This is a genomic window from Microbacterium sp. NPDC055988 (assembly GCF_042269505.1).
Classification (GTDB): Bacteria; Actinomycetota; Actinomycetes; order Actinomycetales; family Microbacteriaceae; genus Microbacterium.
In genome coordinates this window covers 410899-431946 of the sequence record NZ_JBHJXY010000001.1, presented here as the reverse complement: position 1 = coordinate 431946, position 21048 = coordinate 410899, and the positions used below count along the sequence as shown (strand labels likewise).

Genomic DNA, 21048 nt, shown 5'->3' with positions numbered 1-21048 from the left:
GTCGTCTGCGTACGCTGAACGCATGTTCAGGTTTGCTCCCCGCGGGGTGCTGAGACGCGCGGCACCGGCGCCGCCGCGCGTCGAAGGTGCTGAGCCCGGAGGGCTGTCCTGGCCGGTGGTGGGTTTCGTCTGGGCGCACCGGATCTGGCCCTGGTCGCCATCACGATGGGCATGGGCGACCGCCGCGGGCCTGGTCTATCTGTCCGGGCGTTGGCTGCTCTCGATGGCGCCGTCGATGCCGCTGATGGGGCGGCAACTGCTGCTCACGATCCTGCCGTTCGCTACGCTCGCCGGTGTGTACGGCGTGCGGTGGATCGCGACCCGTCGACATGTCTACGCCACGCGTGACGCTCGGCTGGTGCTCAGCCGCACGCGTCGAGGCTGGCTCGTGATCGAGCATGTGGCCCGTCCGGGCGTGCGCGGGGCGGGGACCGAGCTGCGGAAGCTCGTCTCCGGACCTCTCACGCGCGCCGCCGACGCCCAGGGGGTCACGGTCTACGCGTACACCCGATCGCTGGCCCTCGCCGCACGGTTCATGGACGACATCCCGGGTCTGCGCGTCGCGGGCCAGACTGAGGGACGGTACCTCCTGGTCCGGCCGCCGGCCACGACTCCGGGCGGGTCGAAGAACGGGCTGGACCTCAGCGAGGAGCCCCCGTCGCCGGCTGTACTTCCGGACAGCCTGATGGCGACGGCTCCTCGGGTAGTGGCTTCGCCCGCACCGCACTGAGACCTCCTCGTTCCGCACGGAACGTGCGTTGGCCGACGATCGCGAGCGCCCGGCCGGCACTAGCGTTGACGCCGTTCAGCCTTGCGGTCGCGATCGGGGCCGGATACCGCCCACGAGGAACGAGAACCATGCCCGTCACCTGCGAGCGCCATCGCGCCGCGGACATCGCGCCCTCCGGTCGCGTCGACCGGCTGCGTGTCGCGATGACACGGTTCATCGACCGCCGCCTCGGCCTCGGCCCAGGTACGAAGCTCGGGGCGAGAGGGCGTCAGCCGGAGGGATGCGCCGATTGCGCCCGGGAGGCGGCGCGCCGCCATCACCTGAAGACCGTCGGCATCATCGCGGTTCTCTGGGTCGGAATCATCCTCTTGACCGTGCTCACGTCGCCGCGCTCGTTGGAGCGCGCGATCTGGGGAGCGGTTGTGCCTTCGCTGATAGTTGGGGCGACGTTCGCCGCTGCGCTGCTCATCTGGCGTGACTACCTGCGCAACGATTCATGGATCCGCTCCCGTCTGCGGTCCTTCCGGGGTAGGTGGCGGCGGGGAGATCACGACGACGGAGGTCACAGCGGCAGGTAGTGGCGCTGCTCTTCGAGAACTGGAGCCCCAGTTTTTGAGTAGCGCACCTGCGGATACAGTTTTCGCGGTCGTTACGGCTGAGTGACGTGAGTGCGGATCCGAGAGACGAGTGCGCGGGCGTCGACGCGCGCCTTCGGCGGCTTGGCCTCCCATGCGTCAGCGAGTCGATGCAGATGTAGCGCGGCGTCGTGACGGCTGGCTGTGAGTCCCGCCTCCTTGAGTCGCCAGCCGCCTAGAGCATCCGCGCCGTGGGTGTCGAGGACGGCGAAGAGGTTGCTGAGGTCGACAGCATCCTTGTCGGTCTGAAAGCGTCGGTCGTACCAAGCGATGGCCTTGAGCACGATTGCGGCTTCGATCCCCGGCACCACAACGACGGTCGAACGCTCGCTGCCGTCACGGTGCGTGATGTGCACGTCGATCTCGATCCGCGGGTTCATCGCGAGGACGAGCCCAGGCATGGTGTTGAAGGCTCGCCCGCCCTTCTTCTCGTCGCCGAATCGCCCATTGTGCGATGGGATGAGCAGGTCGATGGTGGGCTGAGGCTCCTGCATACCCTTGATGTAGCGATTGGCTGCACCATCGGTGACGTAGCCGAGGTCGAGGAGCGCGTCATGGAGCTCGCCTGTATCGGCGAGCTCGATGGGGATACCCGCGTCCGCATCGCCGGTGCGTCGTTCGACGAGCCCTCGGCTCGGGAAGGCGGCGCAGATGAGGGAGACCATGTGGCCCCCGACGATCATGGTCTCCTCCCGCCCCTCCAGCAGGGTGGACAGGTCGGCGAGCGCTACGTACGCCGCGTCGTCAGTGGCGGTCGTCGCGACGACGTGAGCTTGCGGTCGCTGTGGCACTGCGACCTTGGGGGTGTCGGTCTTCTCAGAGAAGAGACCAGCATCAGCGCGTTGGCTTCCGTGAGTGTCAGTCACTGTGTTCTTCCAACGACGTAGTCGCGGATGCGGTCGACGGCTTCTCCCTGGTCGCCGAGCGTACCCGTCCGCAACACGTCGAACGAAGCAATCATCGGGTCGGCTGTGCGCGGCACCTTCCACGCGTGAGCCGTCGACCAGATCGTGCGGTCTTCCGCGTGAACGAGCATGAGCGTGTAGTCGCTGCTGTCCGCGAGAGCAAAGCCCAGGTTTCGGAGATTCGGCTGGCCGCGGGTGTAGACGACCGCACGCTCCGGAGTCCGCCAGGCGCGGATACGGTCCGCTGCAGCGTCACCGGAGACGAGTGCTGTCTCATCAACGGTGGCCACGGCATCGGCCTGCTCGAGCACGCCCTTCCCGTGCCACCAATAGGTGGCGACACCCCCGGGGCCTGGATACTCGGTGACGGCACGGTCAAACAGTTCTCGTCGATCCGCGACCTGGATCTTGCCCCATGTGCGTTCGACGACTCCCTTGAACAGCGGCGAAGCGAGGGCCTCGGAGACACGCCCCTGAGAGATACCCGCGCTCTCCACCAGCTGCTGCTGCGTGGCGTGATCGTCGACAGCGAGGAGAGCGCGTGCGACGGCGAAGCGCGCATAGGGGCGGCGGCCCGAGGTCCGCGAAGGTCGCGGCTCTTCCTCGTCGTCGAGACCCATCGTCCGCCCTTCCCACAGGGCCACCGCCGGGCTGATCACGACGATACGGTCGTCCATAGTCGCCGCTCGGCGCAAACTCGGCGTGATGTCGTCCACGACGAACAGCACGCGCTCGCCGGGAGCGAGAATGCGGAGCGCCTCCTCCGCGTTGGCGCGCGTCGGCGTGGTGCGCGTGGTGGGGATGCGAAGTGTCTTTCCTTCCACCTGGAACGTACGCGAGTCACGCACCTCTGCATCCAGCCCGATAGCGCGTAGCGTTCGAAGCGCGTCGTGCGGTGTCATTCTTTTCTCCAAATATCCGTTTCAGACAGATTATCCGTCGAAACGGATATTTGTCTCGCCGCTGCTGGCGTTGCCGCTGAATCCCCGCAGGCACGGTGCGGCACACGACGGCTTCACGCGGCGGACCATCAACCCGACGTGATCTGGTTCCCGCGGTCGTCTGGCCCGGTCGTCAGCCGCGCGGCGGCCCGGACGACTGCCGGATGATGAGCTCGTGCGCGGTCTCGATCGTCCGCGCCTCGTCGCTCGCCGGGCGGAGGATGAGCGAGACGGCGTGCTGGCCCATCTCGAACATCGGGATGCGCGCGGTGGTGAGCGCCGGCGCGACGTCGGGGGCGACGGAGATGTCGTCGAAGCCGACGACCGACATCTCCTCCGGCACGCGGATGCCGTGCTGTCGCAGTTCGCTGAGGATGCCGATGGCCATGGCATCGTTGAGGCCGACGATGGCGGTGACGTCGCGGTCGAGCAGCTCGCGCGCCCCTGCGATGCCGCCCTCGCGGGTGAACTCGTGCGAGACGATGACGAGCTCCAGGTCCGGGTCGCTTGTTCCCTCGCGGAGACCAGCGATGCGGTCGGCGACGGTGTTGAGTTCGAGCGGGCCGGCGACGACGCCGATCCGGCGGTGCCCCAGCTCGGCCAGGTGGCGTCCGACCGAGATGCCCGCACGGTGGTTGTCGGGCAGCACGGCATCGACGGGAAGGTGGTGGCGGCCGATGACCGCGGCGCGACCTCCGGACAGTGTGAAGTCGAGCAGCGCTTCGATCATCCCTTGCTCGCGTCCGGGGTCGGCGTATCCGGAGCCGGCGATGATGATCGAGCCGACGCGCTGGCGCAGCAGCGACTTGACCTGCGCGAGTTCGCTGTCGGGAGTGCGGTCGGCCTGGGCGATCTGCACGGATCGGTTCTCGAGCGTGGCGCTGCGGATCACGCCGCTGGCGATGTCGGAGAAGTAGGGGTCGCCGATCTCGTGCACCACGAGACCGATCGTCGGGACGAGCCCACCGGCGAGCCCGCGCGCGTGCATGTTGGGTTCGTAGCCGAGCTGCTTTGCGATGACGCGCACGTGCGCGGCGACTTCCGGAGAGATGCCGGAGCCGCCGCTCATGGCCCGCGATGCGCTCGCCAGGGAGACCCCTGCGGTTTCGGCCACATCGATGAGTCGTGGCGCGCCTTCACGCTTCACGAAACCTCCCCCTGTGGAGCAAGATCAACGCTGATTGCGAGGTAGGTTGCTCTTCGTTCTTCCGTCCCACTATAGTGGCGGAAGCGCTTACGAAAGCGCTTTCGCTACGATGACGTAGGAGACTCGGATGACTGCACCCAGACACGGTCGACGGATCGCGGCAGCGATCGGAACGCTGTCGATCGCCGCGCTCACGGTTTCGGCCTGCTCGGCCCCCGGCGATGAGGCGGAAGGGGGTGGATCCGACGATCCGATCGTGATCGGCATCTCGCTGCCGCTCACCGGCGACTTCTCCGAACCCGGCAAGGGCGTCGAGCGGGGCTACGAGGCCTGGCGCGACATCGTCAACGAGAACGGCGGCCTCCTCGGACGCCAGGTCGAGTTGAAGATCCTCGACGACCAGTCCAACGCCGACCGCGTCGTCTCCGACTACGAGTCGCTGATCGCGCAGGACGGCGTCGACCTCGTGTTCGGCCCGTTCTCGACCCGACTCGTCGTGCCCTCGGCCCGCGTCGCGCAGGAGTACGGAATGCTGTTCGTCGAGCCGGCCGGCGCGGCGGAAGAGGTGTTCGAGCAGGGCTTCGACAATCTCTTCTACGCGGCCCCCGCCATCGCGAACGACCACTACAACAACCTCGCGGAGTACCTGCTGGCGCTTCCCGAAGAAGAGCGCCCCGAGACGGTCGCCGTCGCCGCGATGGACGACCCCTTCGCGCAGGGCACCGCCTACGGCCTCCGCGACAAGCTCGAAGAGGGCGGCGTCGAGGTCGTGGTGGACGAGGTCTACCCGCCGAACACCACCGACTTCTCCACCATCGCGGCCAAGATCGCGCAGTCGGATGCCGACATGGTGATCGGCGGCACGCAGTATCAGGACGCCGTCAACCTGATCATCGCGCTCCAGCAGCTGAACTATCAGCCCGAGCTCGCGGCGTTCTCGACCGCACCGACCAACCCGGAATTCGCCGCCGCGATCGGCGGTGCGACCGAGGGCATCCTCGCCCCCACCGGTTACTCGCCGAAGTCGCAGTTCCCGAGCAACATCGAGTTCGTCGAGAAGTACACCGAGATGCACGGCAACCCGCCGTCGGAAGACGAGGCCAACGCCTACACGACCGGTCAGGTCGTCGCCGCGGCGGTCGAAGCCGCGGGCTGCGCCGAGCAGGGCGAGTGCCAGCAGGAGCTCATCGACTGGCTGCGCGAGAACGAGGTCGAGACCGTCGTCGGGCCGCTCAGCTGGGACGAGACGGGCAAGCCCACCGGCGCGCACCTCATCCAGCAGTGGATCGACGGCGAGATCCTGATCGTCCTCCCGGACGACGTCAAGGAAGCCGACTTCCTCTTCCCGAAGCCGACGTGGTGATCCGCACATCGTGAGTGGAGCACTGCTGCTGCAAAGCCTGATCCTCGGCATCCTGCTGGGAGGGCTCTACGCCCTCCTGGCGGCCGGGCTCACGCTGTACTTCGGAATCATGCGCGTCGTCATGATCGCGCACTCCGCCTTCCTCATCCTGGCCGCGTACCTCGCGTGGTGGTTCAACCGGGAGACCGGCATCGACCCCCTCGTGTCGCTCGTCGTCACGGTGCCGCTGTTCTTCCTGACGGGTGTCGTGATGCAGCGACTGCTCGTCTCGAGGCTCAAGCCGCTGACCCTGACCATGATGTCGGTGCTGCTCACGTTCGCCGTGGCGCTGATCATCGAGGGGGCGCTCGGGTTCTTCTTCACCGGCACCCAGCGCCGCATCCCCCTTCCGTATGCGAGTGCGAGCCTCGACTTCTTCGGCGCGCAGGTGCCGGTGGTCAAGCTCATCGCCTTCGGGCTGGCGGCCGTGGCCCTCGCGCTCCTGTTCGTGCTGCTGAAGTACACGAAGTTCGGGCAGGCGCTGCGGGCGACGATCCAGCACCCCGAGGCTGCGCGACTGGTCGGCATCAACACCGACCGCGTCGCCGGCTACGGGTTCGGTCTCGGACTCGCCACGGCGGCGATCGGCGGCACCGCACTCTCGCTCGACGCCACGATCTACCCGTCGCTGCACTGGCACTGGATCGGACCGCTCATGGCGATCATCGTCGTCGGCGGGCTCGGCAGCATCCCGGGCGCCGCCATCGCGGCTCTCGTCCTCGGCGTCGCACAGAGCCTGCTCCAGCTCCCGCTGGGGCCGACCTGGGCACAGACGGTGTTCTACGTCGCCCTGTTCGCCACGCTCATGTTCCGTCCGCAAGGATTCTTCGGAGGTCGTCTTGCCCAGCGTTTCTAGCAGAGAGCCGATCGCCACCGAGACGGTCGTGATCGCTCCCCCCGCCCCCGTGCGGCGCTCGTCGTCGAAGTGGGTGCGGATCGTCCTCCTCGTGGTGGGCGCAGCCCTCGTCCTCTCGTTCCCGACCATCGCTCCGAACCCGTACATCCTGTCGGCGGGCGTCGTCATCCTCAACTACGCCGTGCTGTCGACGGGGTGGAACTTCATGGGCGGGTTCACGGGATACATCTCGCTCGGGCACGCCGCCTACTTCGGGCTCGGCGCCTACGGCACCGGACTCCTCATCAAGTACCTGGCACTGCCGGGCTTCGTGGCCTGGATCCTCGCGGCCGTGCTCGTCTCGATCATCGCGATCCCGATCGGCATCGCCGCCCTCCGGGTGCGCGGCGCCTCGTTCGTGATCGTGTCGATCGCCTTCGTGCTGATCATGCTGCTGGTGTTCCAGAGCTGGCGCGAGGTCACCGGCGGCTCCGAGGGGCTCAACGTCCCGCGTCCGTTCGACGTGCTGCGGCCCGAGCACCACCGCATCTTCTACTACCTGTTCGCCGGCCTCCTGGCTTTCGCACTCGTGGTGTGGTGGATCATCGACCGGTCCAAGTTCGGCACCGCGCTCAAGTCGGTCCGCGAAGACGAGGACAAGGCGCAGGCCCTCGGCGTGCCCACCACCCGGTACAAGCTGATCGCCTACGTCCTGTCGGCACTCTTCGTGTCACTGGGCGGCGGACTCTACGCGCTGTGGTTCGGCGACCTGGATCCCATCTTCCAGTTCTCGATCCTGATCGGCTCGTACATGGTGCTGATGGCCCTGCTCGGCGGGGTGCGCAACCTCTTCGGCCCGCTGCTCGGCGCCGTCGTCGTCGGCCTCGCGCTCGAGTACTTCAAGCTCGAGTTCGGCGACACGCAGTTCCACCTCATCGCCACCGGCATCCTGCTCGGCATCGTCGTGCTCTTCATGCCCGACGGCATCATCCCCGCCGTGAAGGGACTGTTCACGCGGTCGTCGAACGCCGCGTCGATCCGCGAGGTCACCGCCGGCGAACTGCTGGAGCAGAACAAGGCCCGAACAGCGGATGCCTCGACGAAGGAGACGTCGTCATGAACGCCCCCACGGCACAGCCCACGACGCTCGAGAGCCTGAGCACGGTCGAGATGACCAAGTCCTTCGGTGGCGTCACCGCCGTCGACGGTGCGACGGTCACCTTCCAGGAGGGCAAGGTCAACGGCCTGATCGGGCCCAACGGCTCGGGCAAGACCACCTTCTTCAACTGCGTCACCGGCATGATCAAGCCCGACTCGGGCGAGGTGCGGTACCGGGGGCAGGCGATCACCCGCAAGTCGCCCGACCGCATCGCCCGAGCGGGCATCGGCCGCAGCTTCCAGCTGTGCCGGGTCTTCCCGCGCATGACCGTGATGGAGAACCTGCTCGTGGCCGTGCGCAGCACGAGCATCCGCCAGCAGCTGCGCTCGGCCCACGATCCGGAGGAGTTGGAGCGGGCTCGCGGCTGGCTGCGACGCGTCGGCATCGACCACCTCGAGCACGCCGAGGCGCGAAACCTCAGCTACGGCCAGCAGAAGCTGCTGGAGCTGGCGGGCGTGCTCATGGGCGAGCCCGACACGATCATGCTCGACGAGCCCGCGGGAGGCGTGAACCCCGCCCTCATCGGACGCATCGCCACCCTGGTGCGCGAGCTCAACGAAGAGGGCAAGACGTTCATCATCGTCGAGCACAACATGGAGATGGTCATGAGCCTGTGCGACCACGTCGTGGTGTTCGACCGCGGACGCCAGATCGCCGAGGGAACGCCTGAGATCATCCAGCAAGACCCGCGAGTCCTGGAGGCCTACCTTGGAGTCTGAAGCGAAGAACCTGCTCGAGCTGCGCGACATCGAGGCCGGCTACGGTCGGGCGGCGCTCGTGCTCCGCGGCCTCACGGTCGAGGTGCCGCCCAGTTCGGTGGTCTGTCTCGTCGGACCCAACGGCGCCGGCAAGTCGACCGTGCTCAAGGTGGCCAGCGGCATGCTCAAGCCCCGCTCCGGCAGCATCAGCGTCGACGACCGTGACATCACCGGCGAGGGACCGCAGTCGATGCTGCGGCACGGGCTCGCGCACGTGCTGCAGGGGCACAGTGTGTTCCGGGAGATGACGGTCGGCGAGAACGTGATGCTCGGGGCCTTCACCCTCAAGGATCAGAAGGTCATCCAGGAGCGCGTCGAATTCGTGCAGAACCTCTTCCCGATCGTGGGGGAGCGGTGGAAGCAGCTCGCCGGTCTGCTCTCAGGCGGTCAGCAGAAGCAGGTCGAGTTCGCTCGGTCGCTGATGGTGAGCCCGAAGGTCGTGCTCCTCGACGAACCGTCGATGGGCCTCGACCCCAAGACGACCGAGAAGGTCTTCGAGCAGATCGTGCGCATGCGAGACGCCGGCACCGCGGTGCTGCTCGTCGAGCAGAACGCGCGCCGGGCGCTCGAGACCGCCGACATCGGATGCGTGCTCGACCTCGGTCGGGTGCACATCTCGGGCCCGGCATCCGAGCTCCTTGCGGATCCGACCCTCGCCGCGCTGTATCTCGGCGGCAAGCCCGCCGTCCCCGACGCGGGATGAAACGCGGCGGGAGGAGGCGATCGATGCCTCCTCCCGCCTTTCTCGTCCATCCGGCGAAAGCGCTTGCGAAAGCGTTTACGCCCTGAGCTGCTGTACCGCTTGAGCCTTCTCCGCTGCAGTGCCGCCCCGGAGAGGGGCACGACCATCGGCACGACACCCACGACGACGACGTTGAGAGGTTTCTGATGCACGAACGAATCATGCGACCCGCGAGCTCGAGCACCCGATCGGCCGCACCGCCTCCTCGATCCTTCGGCATACGACGAACGGGTGCGGTGGTCGCTGCGGCGGCCGTCGTCGGAGCGCTGCTGACCGCGAGCCCCGCCGCGGCGGCGGAACCGTTCACCGAGCTGGTCGACTTCGAGGCCTACGAGCGCGTCGCGTTGAACGGGCAGGACGGATGGACCTCATCCGCGGCTCCCCGTGTGATCGCCGATCCGCTCAACGGAAACAACCAGGTCGTCGAGTCCGTCGGGGGAACGCAGCAGTCGTATCGCGCGATCCCGGCCATCGCCGAGGGCACCACCGGCACGCTGTTCTTCCGCTTCCTGCGCACCGGCAGCGTCGACACCTCTTTCGGGATCACCGATGTGGATGCGCCGAACGACTACGTGAACAGCCGCGCCTACGTGAACAACCAGAACGACGACGTGCTGCGCGTCCGCGACGGCGGCGCGTTCAAGCCGGCGGGCGTGTGGTCGAAGGATGCCTGGCAGTGCGTGTGGATCGTCGCCGACAACGCGGCCGACAAGGTCACCGTGTACAGCCAGGGCGGCGCGTACGAGGAGCAGACCCGTCTCCCCGAGGGCACCGAGCAGCAGTTCGGCTTCCGTCAGGCGGTGAACGGCGCGCTCGACCGGTTCTTCTGGAAGAACGGCGCCACCAGCACGGGACGCCTCCTGCTCGACGACGTGGCTGTCGACAACACGGGGGAGAACCTCGCGATCGCGACGGGCAACCCCGGCGACTGCGCACCGGGCGGCACGGCGAACGAGCCGCTGCTGAACCCGCTGCCCGACCCGGCACTGGCCGACCTCGGCATCGAGGTGACCGAGCTCGCGCAGCTGCCGAAGTCGCAGACCACCCCGGCCACGCAGGACCAGCGCCTCGTGCGCCACAACCGGATCACGCACCTCGACGAGGTGCCCGATGACTCCGGCCGGCTGATGGTGCCCGACAACAACGACATCCTCTACCTGGTCGACAAGGAGTCGGGCGAATACGTCCCGTACCTCAACGTCCGGAACGAGTTCATCGACAACTTCCACAACAGCGCAGGGCTCGGAACGGGTCTCGGCTCCGCGGAGTTCCACCCCGACTTCGCCGAGAACGGGCTGTTCTACACCGTCCACACCGAGGGCGGCACCGCGCTGACCGAAGACACCCCGGACTTCCCGGCCTTCGGCACCACCGCGTTCCACAGCGTGATCACCGAGTGGAAGGCCGATGACCCCTCGGCGGCGACCTTCGCCGGCACGCACCGCGAGGTCATGCGCATCCCGTTCGCCGGTCGCGTGCACACCGTGCAGCAGATCGCGTTCAACCCGACGGTGTCGGAGGGCGACGCCGACTACGGCAACCTCTACATCCTGGTCGGCGACGGCGGCAACGGCGTCGGTAACGGCAACCCGCAGGATCTGGCCACACCGCAGGGCAAGATCCTGCGCGTGAACCCCACGGGCGACGACAGCGAGAACGGCGAGTACGGCGTGCCGGCCGACAACCCGTTCGTCGATGACGCCGATGCGCTGCCGGAGATCTACGCCGTCGGCATGCGTGACCCGCACCGCATCAGCTGGGACACCGAGGGCGACCACACCATGTATCTCGCGCACATCGGCGAGTGGCAGGTCGAGTCGGTCTACGCCGTCGAGCCCGGAGACAACTTCGGCTGGTCGGTGCGCGAGGGCTCGTTCCTGGCCGAGAACCGGCAGATCTTCCCGCTGCCGAAGGACGATGCCGAGAACGGATTCACCTACCCGGTGGCCGCCTACGATCACAACCGCGACCCCGGCCAGACCGGTGATGCGGGAGTGGCCGTGAACGGTGGATTCGTCTACCGCGGCGACATCCCCGAGCTCCAGGGACGCTACCTCTTCACGGACCTGGTGCGCGGTTGGGTGCTGTCCACCGATGCCGAGGAGATGGTACGCAACGACGGCGACATCGACGACCTCGCGACGATCGAGGAGCTGCGGGTCTTCGCCGACGGCGAGGAGACCACGTTCCAGGAGCTGGTCGGCGACAAGCGCGTCGACCTGCGGTTCGGCTCCGACGCCGACGGCGAGCTCTACCTCGTCTCCAAGGCGAACGGCAAGATCTGGAAGGTCACGGGGGCGCGTTCGGTCGATGAGCCGACCAACCCGTTCGTCCTTCCCGCACTCGCCCCGAACCTGGTCACGCACCACGACTTCGACCACCCGGATGCGGCCAAGCCGACGATCGAGGTCGATCAGGGCCGCTCCGGCACCGACATCTCGCTGATCAACGGCGGGGTCGAGATGCGGGTCGCCGACCGGGCCTACCCCGGTGCGGGCGAGGCGCTGCAGACGCAGCAGATGAGTCCGCGGACCACGTCGAACGACGACTGGAAGGCGGGCATCTACGACGCGAACGGCGTCGATTCGCTCGACGCGTTCGCCGGCACCGACAAGGCCTCCGTCATGGGCTGGTTCAAGCCGACCGGCGATCACCCCGCCCTGAACTCGGGCACGGCGAATCCCGACGACGTGTACAACGCGATCGGTCTCGCGGGCGTGCTCACCGGCACCTCCGACGGTCACGCGGTGCGAGCGCTGCTCGAGGTCATCACGGTCGACGGCGAGCTCAAGCTCGTGGCTCTCGGGCGCCGCGTCGACGGTGCCGGCTCCTGGACGTTCGCGGCCGACCTGCCGTGGAACGAGATCCTCAAGAAGGGGCAGTGGGTCCACCTCGCCGCGACCTTCGACTTCGCGGCGGGCGAGATGAAGCTGTTCATGAACGGTGAAGAGCTCGCGGGGAAGTACACCGCGTCCAACCCGTGGAGTGGCGGATCCACGTCCGACACCGCACCGGCCGGCATCAAGATCGGCGGCAGCTTCCCGCAGAACACGCGTGAGGCCAACCCGTTCAACGGTCGGATGGACGACATCATGCTGCTCGACACGGTTCCGACCGCCGAGCAGGTCGCCGCGCAGTACGCGCTGTACGCCGTGCCGCCGGTCGAACCGCCGACGCCGCCCACCTGCACGCCGGACGGCGAGGTCATCACGGATGTGATGGCGGAGGGCGACTGGGCGCCGCGGACCCCCGCCAAGTGGGACTTCCCCGGTGACGAGGTCGTGCTCACCGAGGCGGGCGCCAACCCGAACGACGGCATCCGCCGGCCGTTCGAGTACGCCGTCCTCACCGAAGGACCGGAGCTGGGATCGTTCGACCTCACCGGCGAGGTGCGTCTCGACGAGAAGGCATCCGTGAACAACCGCGACGTCATCATCGTCTTCGGCTGGAAGTCGGACACGGAGTACTACTACGCACACCTCTCGCAGGACAACTCGATCTACCCGCACAACGGCATCTTCAAGGTGAACAAGGCCGACCGCGAGCGGATCGACGACCAATGGGACGGTGCGGTCGGTGCTCCGCCGGCGGTCACCGACGAGGAGTGGCACGACGTGCGCGTGGTCCGCTGCGTCGACAGCGGCGACATCGCCGTCTACGTGGACGGCCTCGACACCCCGCTGATGACCGCGAACGACAAGACGTTCCCCGAGGGGCGGGTGGGCTTCGGCTCCTTCGACAACTTCGGGCGTCTCCGTGACCTCTCGGTCACGGCGGCTGCGACGGACACCACGGCCCCCGTGGCGACCGTCAAGAGCGGCGCGGAGTTCACGGTCGGTCGTGACGGCGTCTACAGCAAGGTGTCGTTCAAGCTCCACGACGAGGGGAAGATCGATCGGCTGACCCTCAACGGCGTCGAGAAGGATCTGACCGACAACGTCTGGTCCGACCTGAATCACGTGAAGCCGGGAGTGTTCGGTGCCGTCGCCGGGGCGAACACGCTGGTCGTGTACGACGTGGCGGGCAATGCCACCACCGTGAAGTTCACCCTCGACGTCACGGCCCCCGCCGTGACGGTCAAGGAGGGCGGCCAGTACACCGTGGGTGCGAACGGCTCCTACAGCCTGGTGTCGTACAAGCTCAACGACGGCGGCAAGGTGGACCGGCTGACGGTCAACGGAGTGGCGAAGGATCTGACCGACAACGTCTGGTCCGACCTCAACTTCGTGAAGCCGGGGGCCTTCGGTGCCAAGGCCGGCGCGAACACGCTGGTCGTGTACGACGTGGCGGGCAACGCCACGACCGTGCCGTTCACGCTGGTCGGCGCCGGCGGGTAGCAGCGGGCGAAGTCAGAGCGGCCCCCGGGACGGATTCCGTTCCGGGGGCCGCTCTGCGCGTCAGCGTCAGACGACGGCCGAGCTCGCGCGGGCGAAGAGCGTGGGCGTCATCGTGATCGTGCGGTGCGTGTGACCCACGGGGTCCACGATCTCCTCGTAGAGCACCTGGGCGGCGGTGCGCCCCATCTCGTGTCCCGGCTGACCCACGCTGGTGATCGGGATCGAGCTGTCCTGCGCGAAGTGGTTGTTGTCGTAGCCGACCACGGCGATGTCGGACGGCACGTGCATGCCGGCCAGCTGCATGGTCTGGATCGCGCCCGCGGCCAGGGCGTCGGCGGCGGCGAAGAGCCCCTCGGGGCGCTCGCCGACGGGTCGGGAGCTGAGCATCTCGCCGAGCGCGTAGCCGCCGCGGACGGTGATGCTGCGGGTCTCGATCGTCTCGAGCCGGGCATCGGCGACTTCGGCGACCGCCCGCTGCGCCCCGATGTGACGCTGGGCGATCGCGGAAAGTGAGAACGGGCCACCGGCGAACGCCAGCCGTCGCAGACCCTGGTCGAGCAGGTGACGGATGGCGAGATAGCCGCCGAGCTCCTCGTCGACGACCACGCCGCAGGCGTCGTCGTCTCCCGGCCAGTTCACGTGCACGACGGGCATGCCCCGGTGGCGGGCGGCGCGAGCGGCATCGAGGGGAGCATCGAGCGGGGCGAGGAGGATGCCCGCCACCTTCGCCTCCTCGAACACGCTGATGTAGGAGTCCTGCTTCGCGAGGTTCACGTCGCTGTTGGCGAGGAGGAGGCGGATGTTGTGCGTATCGAGTTCCTCCTCGACGCCGCGAGCCATGTCGACGAAGAACGAGTTGCCGACATCGACGACCACGAATCCGACGGTGTCCGCGCGCCCGGTGACGAGGGAGCGGGCGGCGTTGTTGCGTACGAAGCCGAGTTCGTCGATGGCGCTCAGCACCCGCTCGCGCGTCTCCTTCGCGACGATCTGCGGATTGTTCAGCACGTTCGACACGGTGCCCAGCGCCACGCCCGCATGTCGGGCGACGTCGGCCATCACCGGGCGGGGCCGGCCCGCATCGGAGGAGGTGGTCATGTGGTCGTCGTCCGTTCATTGAAATGGCATTTGCTTCTTGGAGCGCTTCAAGCGTACTATCTGAAGCGCTTCAAGTGTGATCAACGCGGCTCGCCCGTTTCAAGGAGGAATCATGAAGCTGACCACAGCACGGCTCTGGAGACGCGGTGCGATCACCGTCATCGCCGGAGCATCTGCCCTCGCACTCACCGCATGCGGTGGCGGCGGGGGATCGACGGCGGGCACGGATTCGCTGTCTCTGTTCGTGAACGTCGAGAACACAGAGGTCCCCGCCATCCTGGAGACGCTCGCCGGTGATGCCTGCTCCGCCGAGGCCGACACCCTTCCGCTCGATGTCGAGACGGTCCCGCAGTCGAACCTCGACCAGCAGCTGCAGCTCAAGGCCGGTCAGGGCGATCTTCCGGTGCTCTTCAGCGCCGGCAACGCGCCTGCACTGACCAAGACCCTCGCGGATTCGGGCAACGTCGCCGACTTCGACGAGATCCTCACCGACCTCGACGTGATCGACAACATCGAACCCGCGGCGATCTCGACCATCGAGAACCTCTACGGCGGCTTCCGCGTGCTTCCCTTCGAGTACAACGTCGAGGGCATCTGGTACAACAAGGCGATCTTCGCCGAGCAGGGAATCGACGAGCCCCAGACCTTCGACGAGCTCACTGCCGCCGCTGCGAAGCTCCAGGCCGCCGGCATCCAGCCGTTCTCCGCGAGCGGCGAGCAGGGCTGGCCGATCACCCGCCTGATCTCCGGCTACCTCTTCCGCGACCTCGGACCGGACGCGCTGCAGAAGGTCGCCGACGGCGAGGCGAAGCTCACCGATCCCGAGTACGTGGCCGCCGCGCAGGCGATCGCCGACCTCGGCGCCGAGGGCTACTTCGGCAAGGGCGTCGGCTCCATCGACATGGCCACCAGCGAGAACCAGTTCCTCAACGGCTCGGCCGCGATGTTCTACATGGGCTCGTGGTTCCTGAGCCAGGCGAACGACCCCGAGGTCAATCAGATCGGCGCGGAGAACGTCGGCTTCATGCCGTTCCCCGGCGTCGAAGGCGGTGCGGGCGACCGTTCGCAGCTCGCCGCCAACGTGGGTCTGCCGATCACGATGAACGCCAAGGCCGTGAACGACGACACCGAGGCCTGGCTGTCCTGCATCACCGAGAACTACGGCTCCGTGGCTCTCGAGCAGGAGAACCGGGTATCCGGCTTCGCGCTCAACACCGAGGTCTCCGATGTGCCGCCGCTCACGCAGCTCATCCAGGAGCAGGTCGCCGGCACCGAGACCACCGTCCTCTGGTTCGAGGCGCTGTTCTCTGCCGAGGCCACGACCACGAGCCAGCGCAACGCCGCACCGCTGATCACCGGCAGTGTCTCCGCCGAGGAGTTCATGTCGATGATCCAGGCGGACCTCGACTAGCGAGAAAACGAGAGGGGCGGCGTCCCCGTACGCCGCCCCTCATCCTTCAGGAGAACGTATGCAGAACGTGTTGGGCGACCGCAAGGCGATCGTCATCCTTCTCGGCCCCGCCTTGCTCATCTACTCGGTGGTGATGCTCATCCCCGTGTTCTGGTCGCTGGGCTACACGCTGTTCGAGGGCAACGCCATCGTCGGCTTCGAGTTCGTCGGCCTCGACAACTTCGTCCGGCTGATCGGCGACTCCGAGGTGCACGCCGCGCTGCTGTTCACCCTGAAGTACGCCGCGGTGGTGACCATCGGGCAGGTCCTGCTCGGGTACCTGCTCTCGCTCCTCTACGTCTTCGCCCTCAAGCGGGCATCCGGCCTCGTCCGGACCCTGGTGTTCTTCCCCGTCGTGATGCCGACGGTCGCCGTCGCGCTGCTCTTCCAGCAGCTGTTCTCGATCGCGCCGACCGAGGGTGTCGTCAACTCGATGCTGTCGGGCCTCGGCGGGGTCCCCGTCGACTGGTTCGGTGACGGCGCGAGCGCGTTCATCGTCATCGCGATCATGGACATCTGGCGCTCCATGGGCTTCTACGGTGTGCTGCTCTACGCCGGACTGATCGACATCCCCGAGGATGTGCTGGAGTCGGCTCGCCTCGACGGCGCCAGCGGATGGAAGCTCGTCCGCCACGTGGTGCTGCCGCTCTCCGCCCCGGTGCTGATCTCGTCGCTGATCTTCTCGATCAACGGAACCCTGAAGGTCTTCGACAGTGTGCTCGCCCTGACCAACGGAGGACCGGGCACCTCGACCAGCCCGCTCACGATCTCGATGTTCGACAACGCGTTCACCTACGGCAACTACGGCTACGGCTCGACCATCGCGATGCTGCTCACCATCATCTGCCTCGTCGTGACCGTGTTCATCTTCCGTGCCAATGCCCGCACGGCGAAGAAGGGAGGCGTGGCATGAGCACGTCGACGCCCGTATCCCGCCGCGCCGCCCGGATGCTCCGCCGCGCACCCATCTGGCTGCTCGTCGCCGTGCTCCTGGTCATCGTCGGCTACCCGCTGATCTGGCTGCTGCTGGGCTCGTTCAAGAGCCAGCGGGAGTTCCTGGAGGCGCCCACCTGGGCGCTCCCGGAGCAGTGGAACTTCGACAACTACATCGTCGCCTGGGACACCGCCGGTCTCGGCCAGTCCCTCTTCAACAGCGCCATCACGGTGCTGCCCTCGCTCTTCCTCATGCTGCTCCTGGGCACCGCGGCGGCGTTCGCGCTCGAGGTTCTCGTGTGGAAGGGACGCAGCGGGGTGCTGATCATCTTCCTCGCCGGCATCATGGTGCCGACGCAGATGATCCTGCTCCCGCTGTTCAGCACCTACTTCCAGCTCGGGCTCACCGGCTCGCTCTGGCCGCTGATCATCACCTACACGGCCACGGGTCTGCCGCTGACCGTCTTCCTGATGGCGACGTACTTCCGTGCGATCCCACGGGAGGTGTTCGAGGCGGCGACGCTCGACGGCGCCAGCATCTACCGGCAGTTCTTCTCCATCGCGCTGCCGATGATGAAGAACGGACTGTTCACGGTCGGCCTCGTGCAGTTCTTCTTCTTCTGGAACGACCTGCTCATCGCGCTGACCTTCGCCAACTCCGGCAGCCTGCGCACCCTGCAGGTCGGACTGCTCAACTTCAACGGCCAGTTCGGCACGACCCAATACGGTCCGCTGTTCGCCGCCATCAGCATCAACGTGTTCGCCCTCCTGATCATCTACCTGGTGCTCAACCAGCGCATCCAGAAGGGCCTCACGGCCGGAGCGGTCAAGGGATGAGCGCGCCCACCTCTGAAAGGACGTTCGTGAAGGTCTCCGCTCCCCGGTTCGAGCACATCGACGACACCCTCGGCCTGGGGGCCCGCACGCCGCGGCTCTCCTGGAAGACCGAGGCGCCGGAGGGCTGGACCCAGCACGGGTGGCAGCTGGAGTGCGAGCGCGCGGACGGCACGGTCGTCGCATCGGGCACGAACGCCGACCAGGTGCTCGTCGACTGGCCGTTCGAACCGCTCTCCTCCCGCGAGCAGGTGCGCGTGCGCGTGCGCGTCCGCGGCGAGGATCAGCGCTGGTCGTCCTGGAGCGAGCAGACGACCGCCGAGGCGGGACTGCTGGATGCCGCGGACTGGGTCGCCGCACCGGTCGGCGCGTCGTGGCCCGAGACTCCCGACACCGAACGCCGTCCCGCACTCGTGCGGCGGACCTTCCGTCTCGATCGTCCGGTCGCGAGCGCACGCCTGTACGTCACGGCGCATGGGCTCTACGAGGCGGAGATCAACGGTGCGCGCATCGGCGACCACGAGTTCTCGCCGGGGTGGACGAAGTACGACGAGCGTCTCGTGTACTGGACCTTCGACGTCACCGACCAGCTCGTCGAGGGTGAGAACACCGTCGGCGCCTGGCTGGGCGACGGCTGGTATCGCGGACGGCTCGGCTTCAACGGCGGCTACCGCGACCTGTACGGCACCGACCAGGCCCTCATCGCTCAGCTCGAGGTCACGCACGACGACGGGAGCACGACGGTCATCGCGACGGATGAGAGCTGGTCGACCGCCCCGAGCCCGATCCTGGTGTCCGGCCTGTACGACGGCGAGAAGCACGATGCGCGCGAGGAGCAGCTCGGGTGGTCGCGCCCCGGAGCCGATGGTGACGGATGGAGCCCCGTGCGCGTCGGACATCGCGACCCGGCGACGCTCATCGCCCCCGCGCTCCCGCCGGTGCGCTGCACCGAGGAGCTCGCCCCCGTCACCGTCACCCGGATCGACGAGACGACCCACCTGCTCGACTTCGGCCAGAACCTCGTGGGGAGGCTGCGCGCGCGGGTGCACGGACCGGCGGGGCATGTGATCGCCCTGCGTCATGCCGAGGTGTTGGAGCACGGAGATCTCGGCATCCGACCGCTGCGCCTGGCCGACGCCCACGACCTGATCACGCTCGACGGCGGCGAGCCGCGGTTCTGGGAGCCGAAGTTCACCTTCCACGGCTTCCGCTATGCGACGGTCACCGGCCTCGACGAGATCGGGGAGGGGGACGTGGTCGCGCGCGTCATCCACAGCGACATGCGCCGCACCGGATGGCTGGAGACGTCGAACCCCGACCTGAACCGCCTGCACGAGAACGTCCGTTGGGGCATGCGCGGCAACTTCCTCAGCATCCCCACCGACTGCCCGCAGCGCGACGAGCGCCTCGGGTGGACCGGCGATGTGCAGGTCTTCGCGCCCACGGCATCCTTCCTCTACGACTCAGCCGGTTTCCTCGAGAACTGGCTCACCGACGTCGCGCTGGAGCAGCTTCCCGACGGCACGATCCCGTGGTTCGTCCCGGTCATCCCCGGCGGTCCCACCTGGAATCCGATCCGGACCGGGGCCGTGTGGGGAGACGTCTCGGTGCTGACGCCCTGGACGCTCCACGAGCGGTTCGGTGACCGAGAGGTGCTGCGCCGCCAGTACGACAGCGGCCGCAAGTGGGTCGAGCGCATGATCACGCAGTCCGGATCCGCGCGTCTGTGGCGTGACGGTCACCAGCTCGGTGACTGGCTCGACCCGGCCGCGCCGCCGCACGATCCGGCCGAAGCGCGCACCGACAGGTACCTGGTCGCCTCCGCGTACTTCGCGTTCTCGACCCGCCGGCTGGCCGACACGGCACGACTCCTCGGACTCGCGGCCGATGCCGACCGTTACGCACGGATCGCCGAGGAGGCACGCGACGCTTTCCGCGCCGAGTACGTGCGACCGGACGGCACTCTCGCCTCGGACGCGCAGACCGCGTATGCACTCGCCATCCGCTTCGGGCTCCTGAGCGCCACCGAGGAGGCGACTGCGGGCCGGCGTCTCGCCGCACTTGTCCGCGAGGCGGGGAACCGCATCGCCACGGGGTTCGCGGGGACCCCCGTCATCAGCGACGCGCTGTCCCAGACCGGACACGTCGACACGGCGTACGACCTGATCCTCGAGACCGAATGCCCGTCGTGGCTCTACACGGTGCGCATGGGTGGGACGACCATCTGGGAGCGCTGGGACTCCATGCTGCCCGACGGATCGATCAACCCCGGCGAGATGACCAGCTTCAACCACTTCGCTCTGGGGAGCGTGGCGGACTGGATGCACCGGGTCATCGGCGGACTCTCGCCGGCGGCCCCCGGGTATCGGAGGATCGAGTGGGCGCCCGAGCCCGGCGGCGGACTGGACCACGCACGCGTCGCGTTCGAGTCGCCGTACGGTCTGATCGAAGGATCCTGGCGGCGATCGGCCGAGGGGATCCGGTACGAGCTCTCCGTTCCGACCGGCGTCGAGGGCACGATCCGCATCGCCGGCCTCGACGAGCAGCGCATCGAGTCGGGTGGGCGGTTCGAGGTGTTCGTCTCGTCGTCGGAGGCCGTCGCCGCATGATCCGCTGAAGTGGGGCCGGGGCGATCACCAGCCCCACTTCAGCATGCCCGGATACCCTCGGGGCATGCGCCGAATCCTCGTCCTCCCGCTCGTGCTCGCCGCCGGCCTCATCCTGGCGGGCTGCTCGCAGGTGACCCAGATGGCGGGAGATGCGCTCGGCGTCGACGTGCAGGCGGCCTGCACCACGATCGATGACGCGTACGGGCAGTACCAGACGCTGCTCGACCAGGGTGAGCTCTCAGCCGAGCAGGCCGATGCCGCGCGCGACGACCTGGTCGCCTCGCTCAACGGACTGGCGGAGAACACCGACGGTCAGCTGGGCGACCTCATCCGCTCGGGCGCCGAGAAGATCGGCGGGATGACCGACCTGCAGGCGCCCGAGACCGTCGAGGCGATCGAGCAGCTCAAGGACTCCGCCTCCGCGTTCTGCGGCTGATCCGCGAAGCTGCTCGCCGTTCGCGGCGGTGTCAAGGGGCGTGCGACCGCACACGCACCGACGTACCGTCGGAGCGACACGGACGCCCTCCCGCACA

17 protein-coding genes are annotated in these 21048 nt (G+C 67.7%); 13 read left to right on the top strand and 4 right to left on the bottom strand.

Annotated elements, in window-relative coordinates:
- The first annotated feature begins 22 nt into the window (after positions 1–22).
- Both ACFC14_RS02265 and ACFC14_RS02260 read left to right on the top strand, forming a co-directional pair.
- Positions 23–730: a hypothetical protein gene (locus tag ACFC14_RS02265; protein WP_376101021.1), complete on the top strand. Its 708-nt coding sequence runs from the start codon at positions 23–25 to the stop codon at positions 728–730.
- 128 nt (positions 731–858) lie between these two features.
- Positions 859–1308, top strand: coding sequence for a hypothetical protein (locus tag ACFC14_RS02260; protein WP_376101020.1), 450 nt, complete (start codon positions 859–861; stop codon positions 1306–1308).
- Positions 1309–1379: 71 nt separating this feature from the next.
- On the opposite strand, the gene ACFC14_RS02255 is transcribed toward ACFC14_RS02260, so the two are convergent.
- From ACFC14_RS02255 to ACFC14_RS02245, 3 genes are all read right to left on the bottom strand, one after another.
- Entirely contained in the window at positions 1380–2231 is an 852-nt protein-coding gene (locus ACFC14_RS02255; RefSeq protein WP_376101019.1) for a hypothetical protein, read from the bottom strand.
- Entirely contained in the window at positions 2228–3118 is an 891-nt protein-coding gene (locus ACFC14_RS02250; RefSeq protein ID WP_376101018.1) for a hypothetical protein, read from the bottom strand. The genes ACFC14_RS02255 and ACFC14_RS02250 overlap by 4 nt, the downstream gene beginning before the upstream one ends.
- A gap of 226 nt (positions 3119–3344) precedes the next feature.
- Positions 3345–4358, bottom strand: a complete 1014-nt coding sequence (locus tag ACFC14_RS02245) for a LacI family DNA-binding transcriptional regulator (RefSeq protein WP_376101017.1) — start codon at positions 4356–4358, stop codon at positions 3345–3347.
- A gap of 127 nt (positions 4359–4485) precedes the next feature.
- Here ACFC14_RS02245 and ACFC14_RS02240 point away from each other — a divergent pair, with 127 nt between their 5' ends.
- The 6 genes from ACFC14_RS02240 to ACFC14_RS02215 all read left to right on the top strand — a co-directional run bounded on the left by ACFC14_RS02240 (position 4486) and on the right by ACFC14_RS02215 (position 13591).
- Complete coding sequence (locus ACFC14_RS02240) at positions 4486–5721, top strand: amino acid ABC transporter substrate-binding protein (RefSeq protein WP_205820379.1); 1236 nt, start codon at positions 4486–4488, stop codon at positions 5719–5721.
- Positions 5722–5731: 10 nt separating this feature from the next.
- On the top strand, positions 5732–6616 hold the full coding sequence (locus ACFC14_RS02235) for a branched-chain amino acid ABC transporter permease (protein ID WP_029262173.1): 885 nt from the start codon (positions 5732–5734) through the stop codon (positions 6614–6616).
- Positions 6600–7715, top strand: a complete 1116-nt coding sequence (locus ACFC14_RS02230; protein WP_376101016.1) for a branched-chain amino acid ABC transporter permease — start codon at positions 6600–6602, stop codon at positions 7713–7715. The genes ACFC14_RS02235 and ACFC14_RS02230 overlap by 17 nt, the downstream gene beginning before the upstream one ends.
- Positions 7712–8473 (top strand): ABC transporter ATP-binding protein, encoded by a 762-nt coding sequence (locus ACFC14_RS02225; protein WP_262001461.1) that lies wholly within the window; start codon positions 7712–7714, stop codon positions 8471–8473. The genes ACFC14_RS02230 and ACFC14_RS02225 overlap by 4 nt, the downstream gene beginning before the upstream one ends.
- A complete protein-coding gene (locus ACFC14_RS02220; protein ID WP_376101015.1) occupies positions 8463–9215 on the top strand; it encodes an ABC transporter ATP-binding protein in 753 nt (250 codons plus the stop codon). Before ACFC14_RS02225 ends, ACFC14_RS02220 begins: the two co-directional genes overlap by 11 nt.
- Before the next feature lie 275 nt (positions 9216–9490).
- Positions 9491–13591, top strand: coding sequence for a PQQ-dependent sugar dehydrogenase (locus ACFC14_RS02215; protein ID WP_376101014.1), 4101 nt, complete (start codon positions 9491–9493; stop codon positions 13589–13591).
- A 66-nt stretch (positions 13592–13657) separates the two neighbouring features.
- On the opposite strand, the gene ACFC14_RS02210 is transcribed toward ACFC14_RS02215, so the two are convergent.
- The gene (locus ACFC14_RS02210; RefSeq protein ID WP_376101013.1) at positions 13658–14689 is read right to left on the bottom strand and encodes a LacI family DNA-binding transcriptional regulator; all 1032 of its coding nucleotides are present in this window, start codon (positions 14687–14689) and stop codon (positions 13658–13660) included.
- A gap of 112 nt (positions 14690–14801) precedes the next feature.
- On the opposite strand from ACFC14_RS02210, the gene ACFC14_RS02205 reads away from it, so the two are divergent.
- The 5 genes from ACFC14_RS02205 (at position 14802) to ACFC14_RS02185 (ending at position 20951) form a co-directional block, all read left to right on the top strand.
- On the top strand, positions 14802–16100 hold the full coding sequence (locus ACFC14_RS02205) for an ABC transporter substrate-binding protein (protein WP_376101012.1): 1299 nt from the start codon (positions 14802–14804) through the stop codon (positions 16098–16100).
- 58 nt (positions 16101–16158) lie between these two features.
- Positions 16159–17052 (top strand): carbohydrate ABC transporter permease, encoded by an 894-nt coding sequence (locus ACFC14_RS02200; protein WP_376101011.1) that lies wholly within the window; start codon positions 16159–16161, stop codon positions 17050–17052.
- Positions 17049–17909 carry a carbohydrate ABC transporter permease gene (locus tag ACFC14_RS02195; protein ID WP_376101009.1) on the top strand — a complete coding sequence of 287 codons (861 nt, stop codon included), beginning with the start codon at positions 17049–17051 and terminating at the stop codon, positions 17907–17909. Before ACFC14_RS02200 ends, ACFC14_RS02195 begins: the two co-directional genes overlap by 4 nt.
- Positions 17906–20515, top strand: coding sequence for a family 78 glycoside hydrolase catalytic domain (locus ACFC14_RS02190; protein ID WP_376101007.1), 2610 nt, complete (start codon positions 17906–17908; stop codon positions 20513–20515). The genes ACFC14_RS02195 and ACFC14_RS02190 overlap by 4 nt, the downstream gene beginning before the upstream one ends.
- A 64-nt stretch (positions 20516–20579) precedes the next feature.
- Positions 20580–20951, top strand: a complete 372-nt coding sequence (locus ACFC14_RS02185; RefSeq protein WP_136043105.1) for a hypothetical protein — start codon at positions 20580–20582, stop codon at positions 20949–20951.
- Positions 20952–21048: the final 97 nt, after the last annotated feature.

What these genes read in the sequence shown, in the direction of transcription:
- ACFC14_RS02185 (WP_136043105.1), top strand. Translation starts at nt 20,580, where the DNA reads ATGCGCCGAATCCTCGTCCTCCCGCTCGTGCTCGCCGCCGGCCTCATC.
- ACFC14_RS02210 (WP_376101013.1), bottom strand. Translation starts at nt 14,689, where the DNA reads ATGACCACCTCCTCCGATGCGGGCCGGCCCCGCCCGGTGATGGCCGAC.
- ACFC14_RS02240 (WP_205820379.1), top strand. Translation starts at nt 4,486, where the DNA reads ATGACTGCACCCAGACACGGTCGACGGATCGCGGCAGCGATCGGAACG.
- ACFC14_RS02190 (WP_376101007.1), top strand. Translation starts at nt 17,906, where the DNA reads ATGAGCGCGCCCACCTCTGAAAGGACGTTCGTGAAGGTCTCCGCTCCC.
- ACFC14_RS02260 (WP_376101020.1), top strand. Translation starts at nt 859, where the DNA reads ATGCCCGTCACCTGCGAGCGCCATCGCGCCGCGGACATCGCGCCCTCC.
- ACFC14_RS02225 (WP_262001461.1), top strand. Translation starts at nt 7,712, where the DNA reads ATGAACGCCCCCACGGCACAGCCCACGACGCTCGAGAGCCTGAGCACG.
- ACFC14_RS02200 (WP_376101011.1), top strand. Translation starts at nt 16,159, where the DNA reads ATGCAGAACGTGTTGGGCGACCGCAAGGCGATCGTCATCCTTCTCGGC.
- ACFC14_RS02195 (WP_376101009.1), top strand. Translation starts at nt 17,049, where the DNA reads ATGAGCACGTCGACGCCCGTATCCCGCCGCGCCGCCCGGATGCTCCGC.
- ACFC14_RS02265 (WP_376101021.1), top strand. Translation starts at nt 23, where the DNA reads ATGTTCAGGTTTGCTCCCCGCGGGGTGCTGAGACGCGCGGCACCGGCG.
- ACFC14_RS02205 (WP_376101012.1), top strand. Translation starts at nt 14,802, where the DNA reads ATGAAGCTGACCACAGCACGGCTCTGGAGACGCGGTGCGATCACCGTC.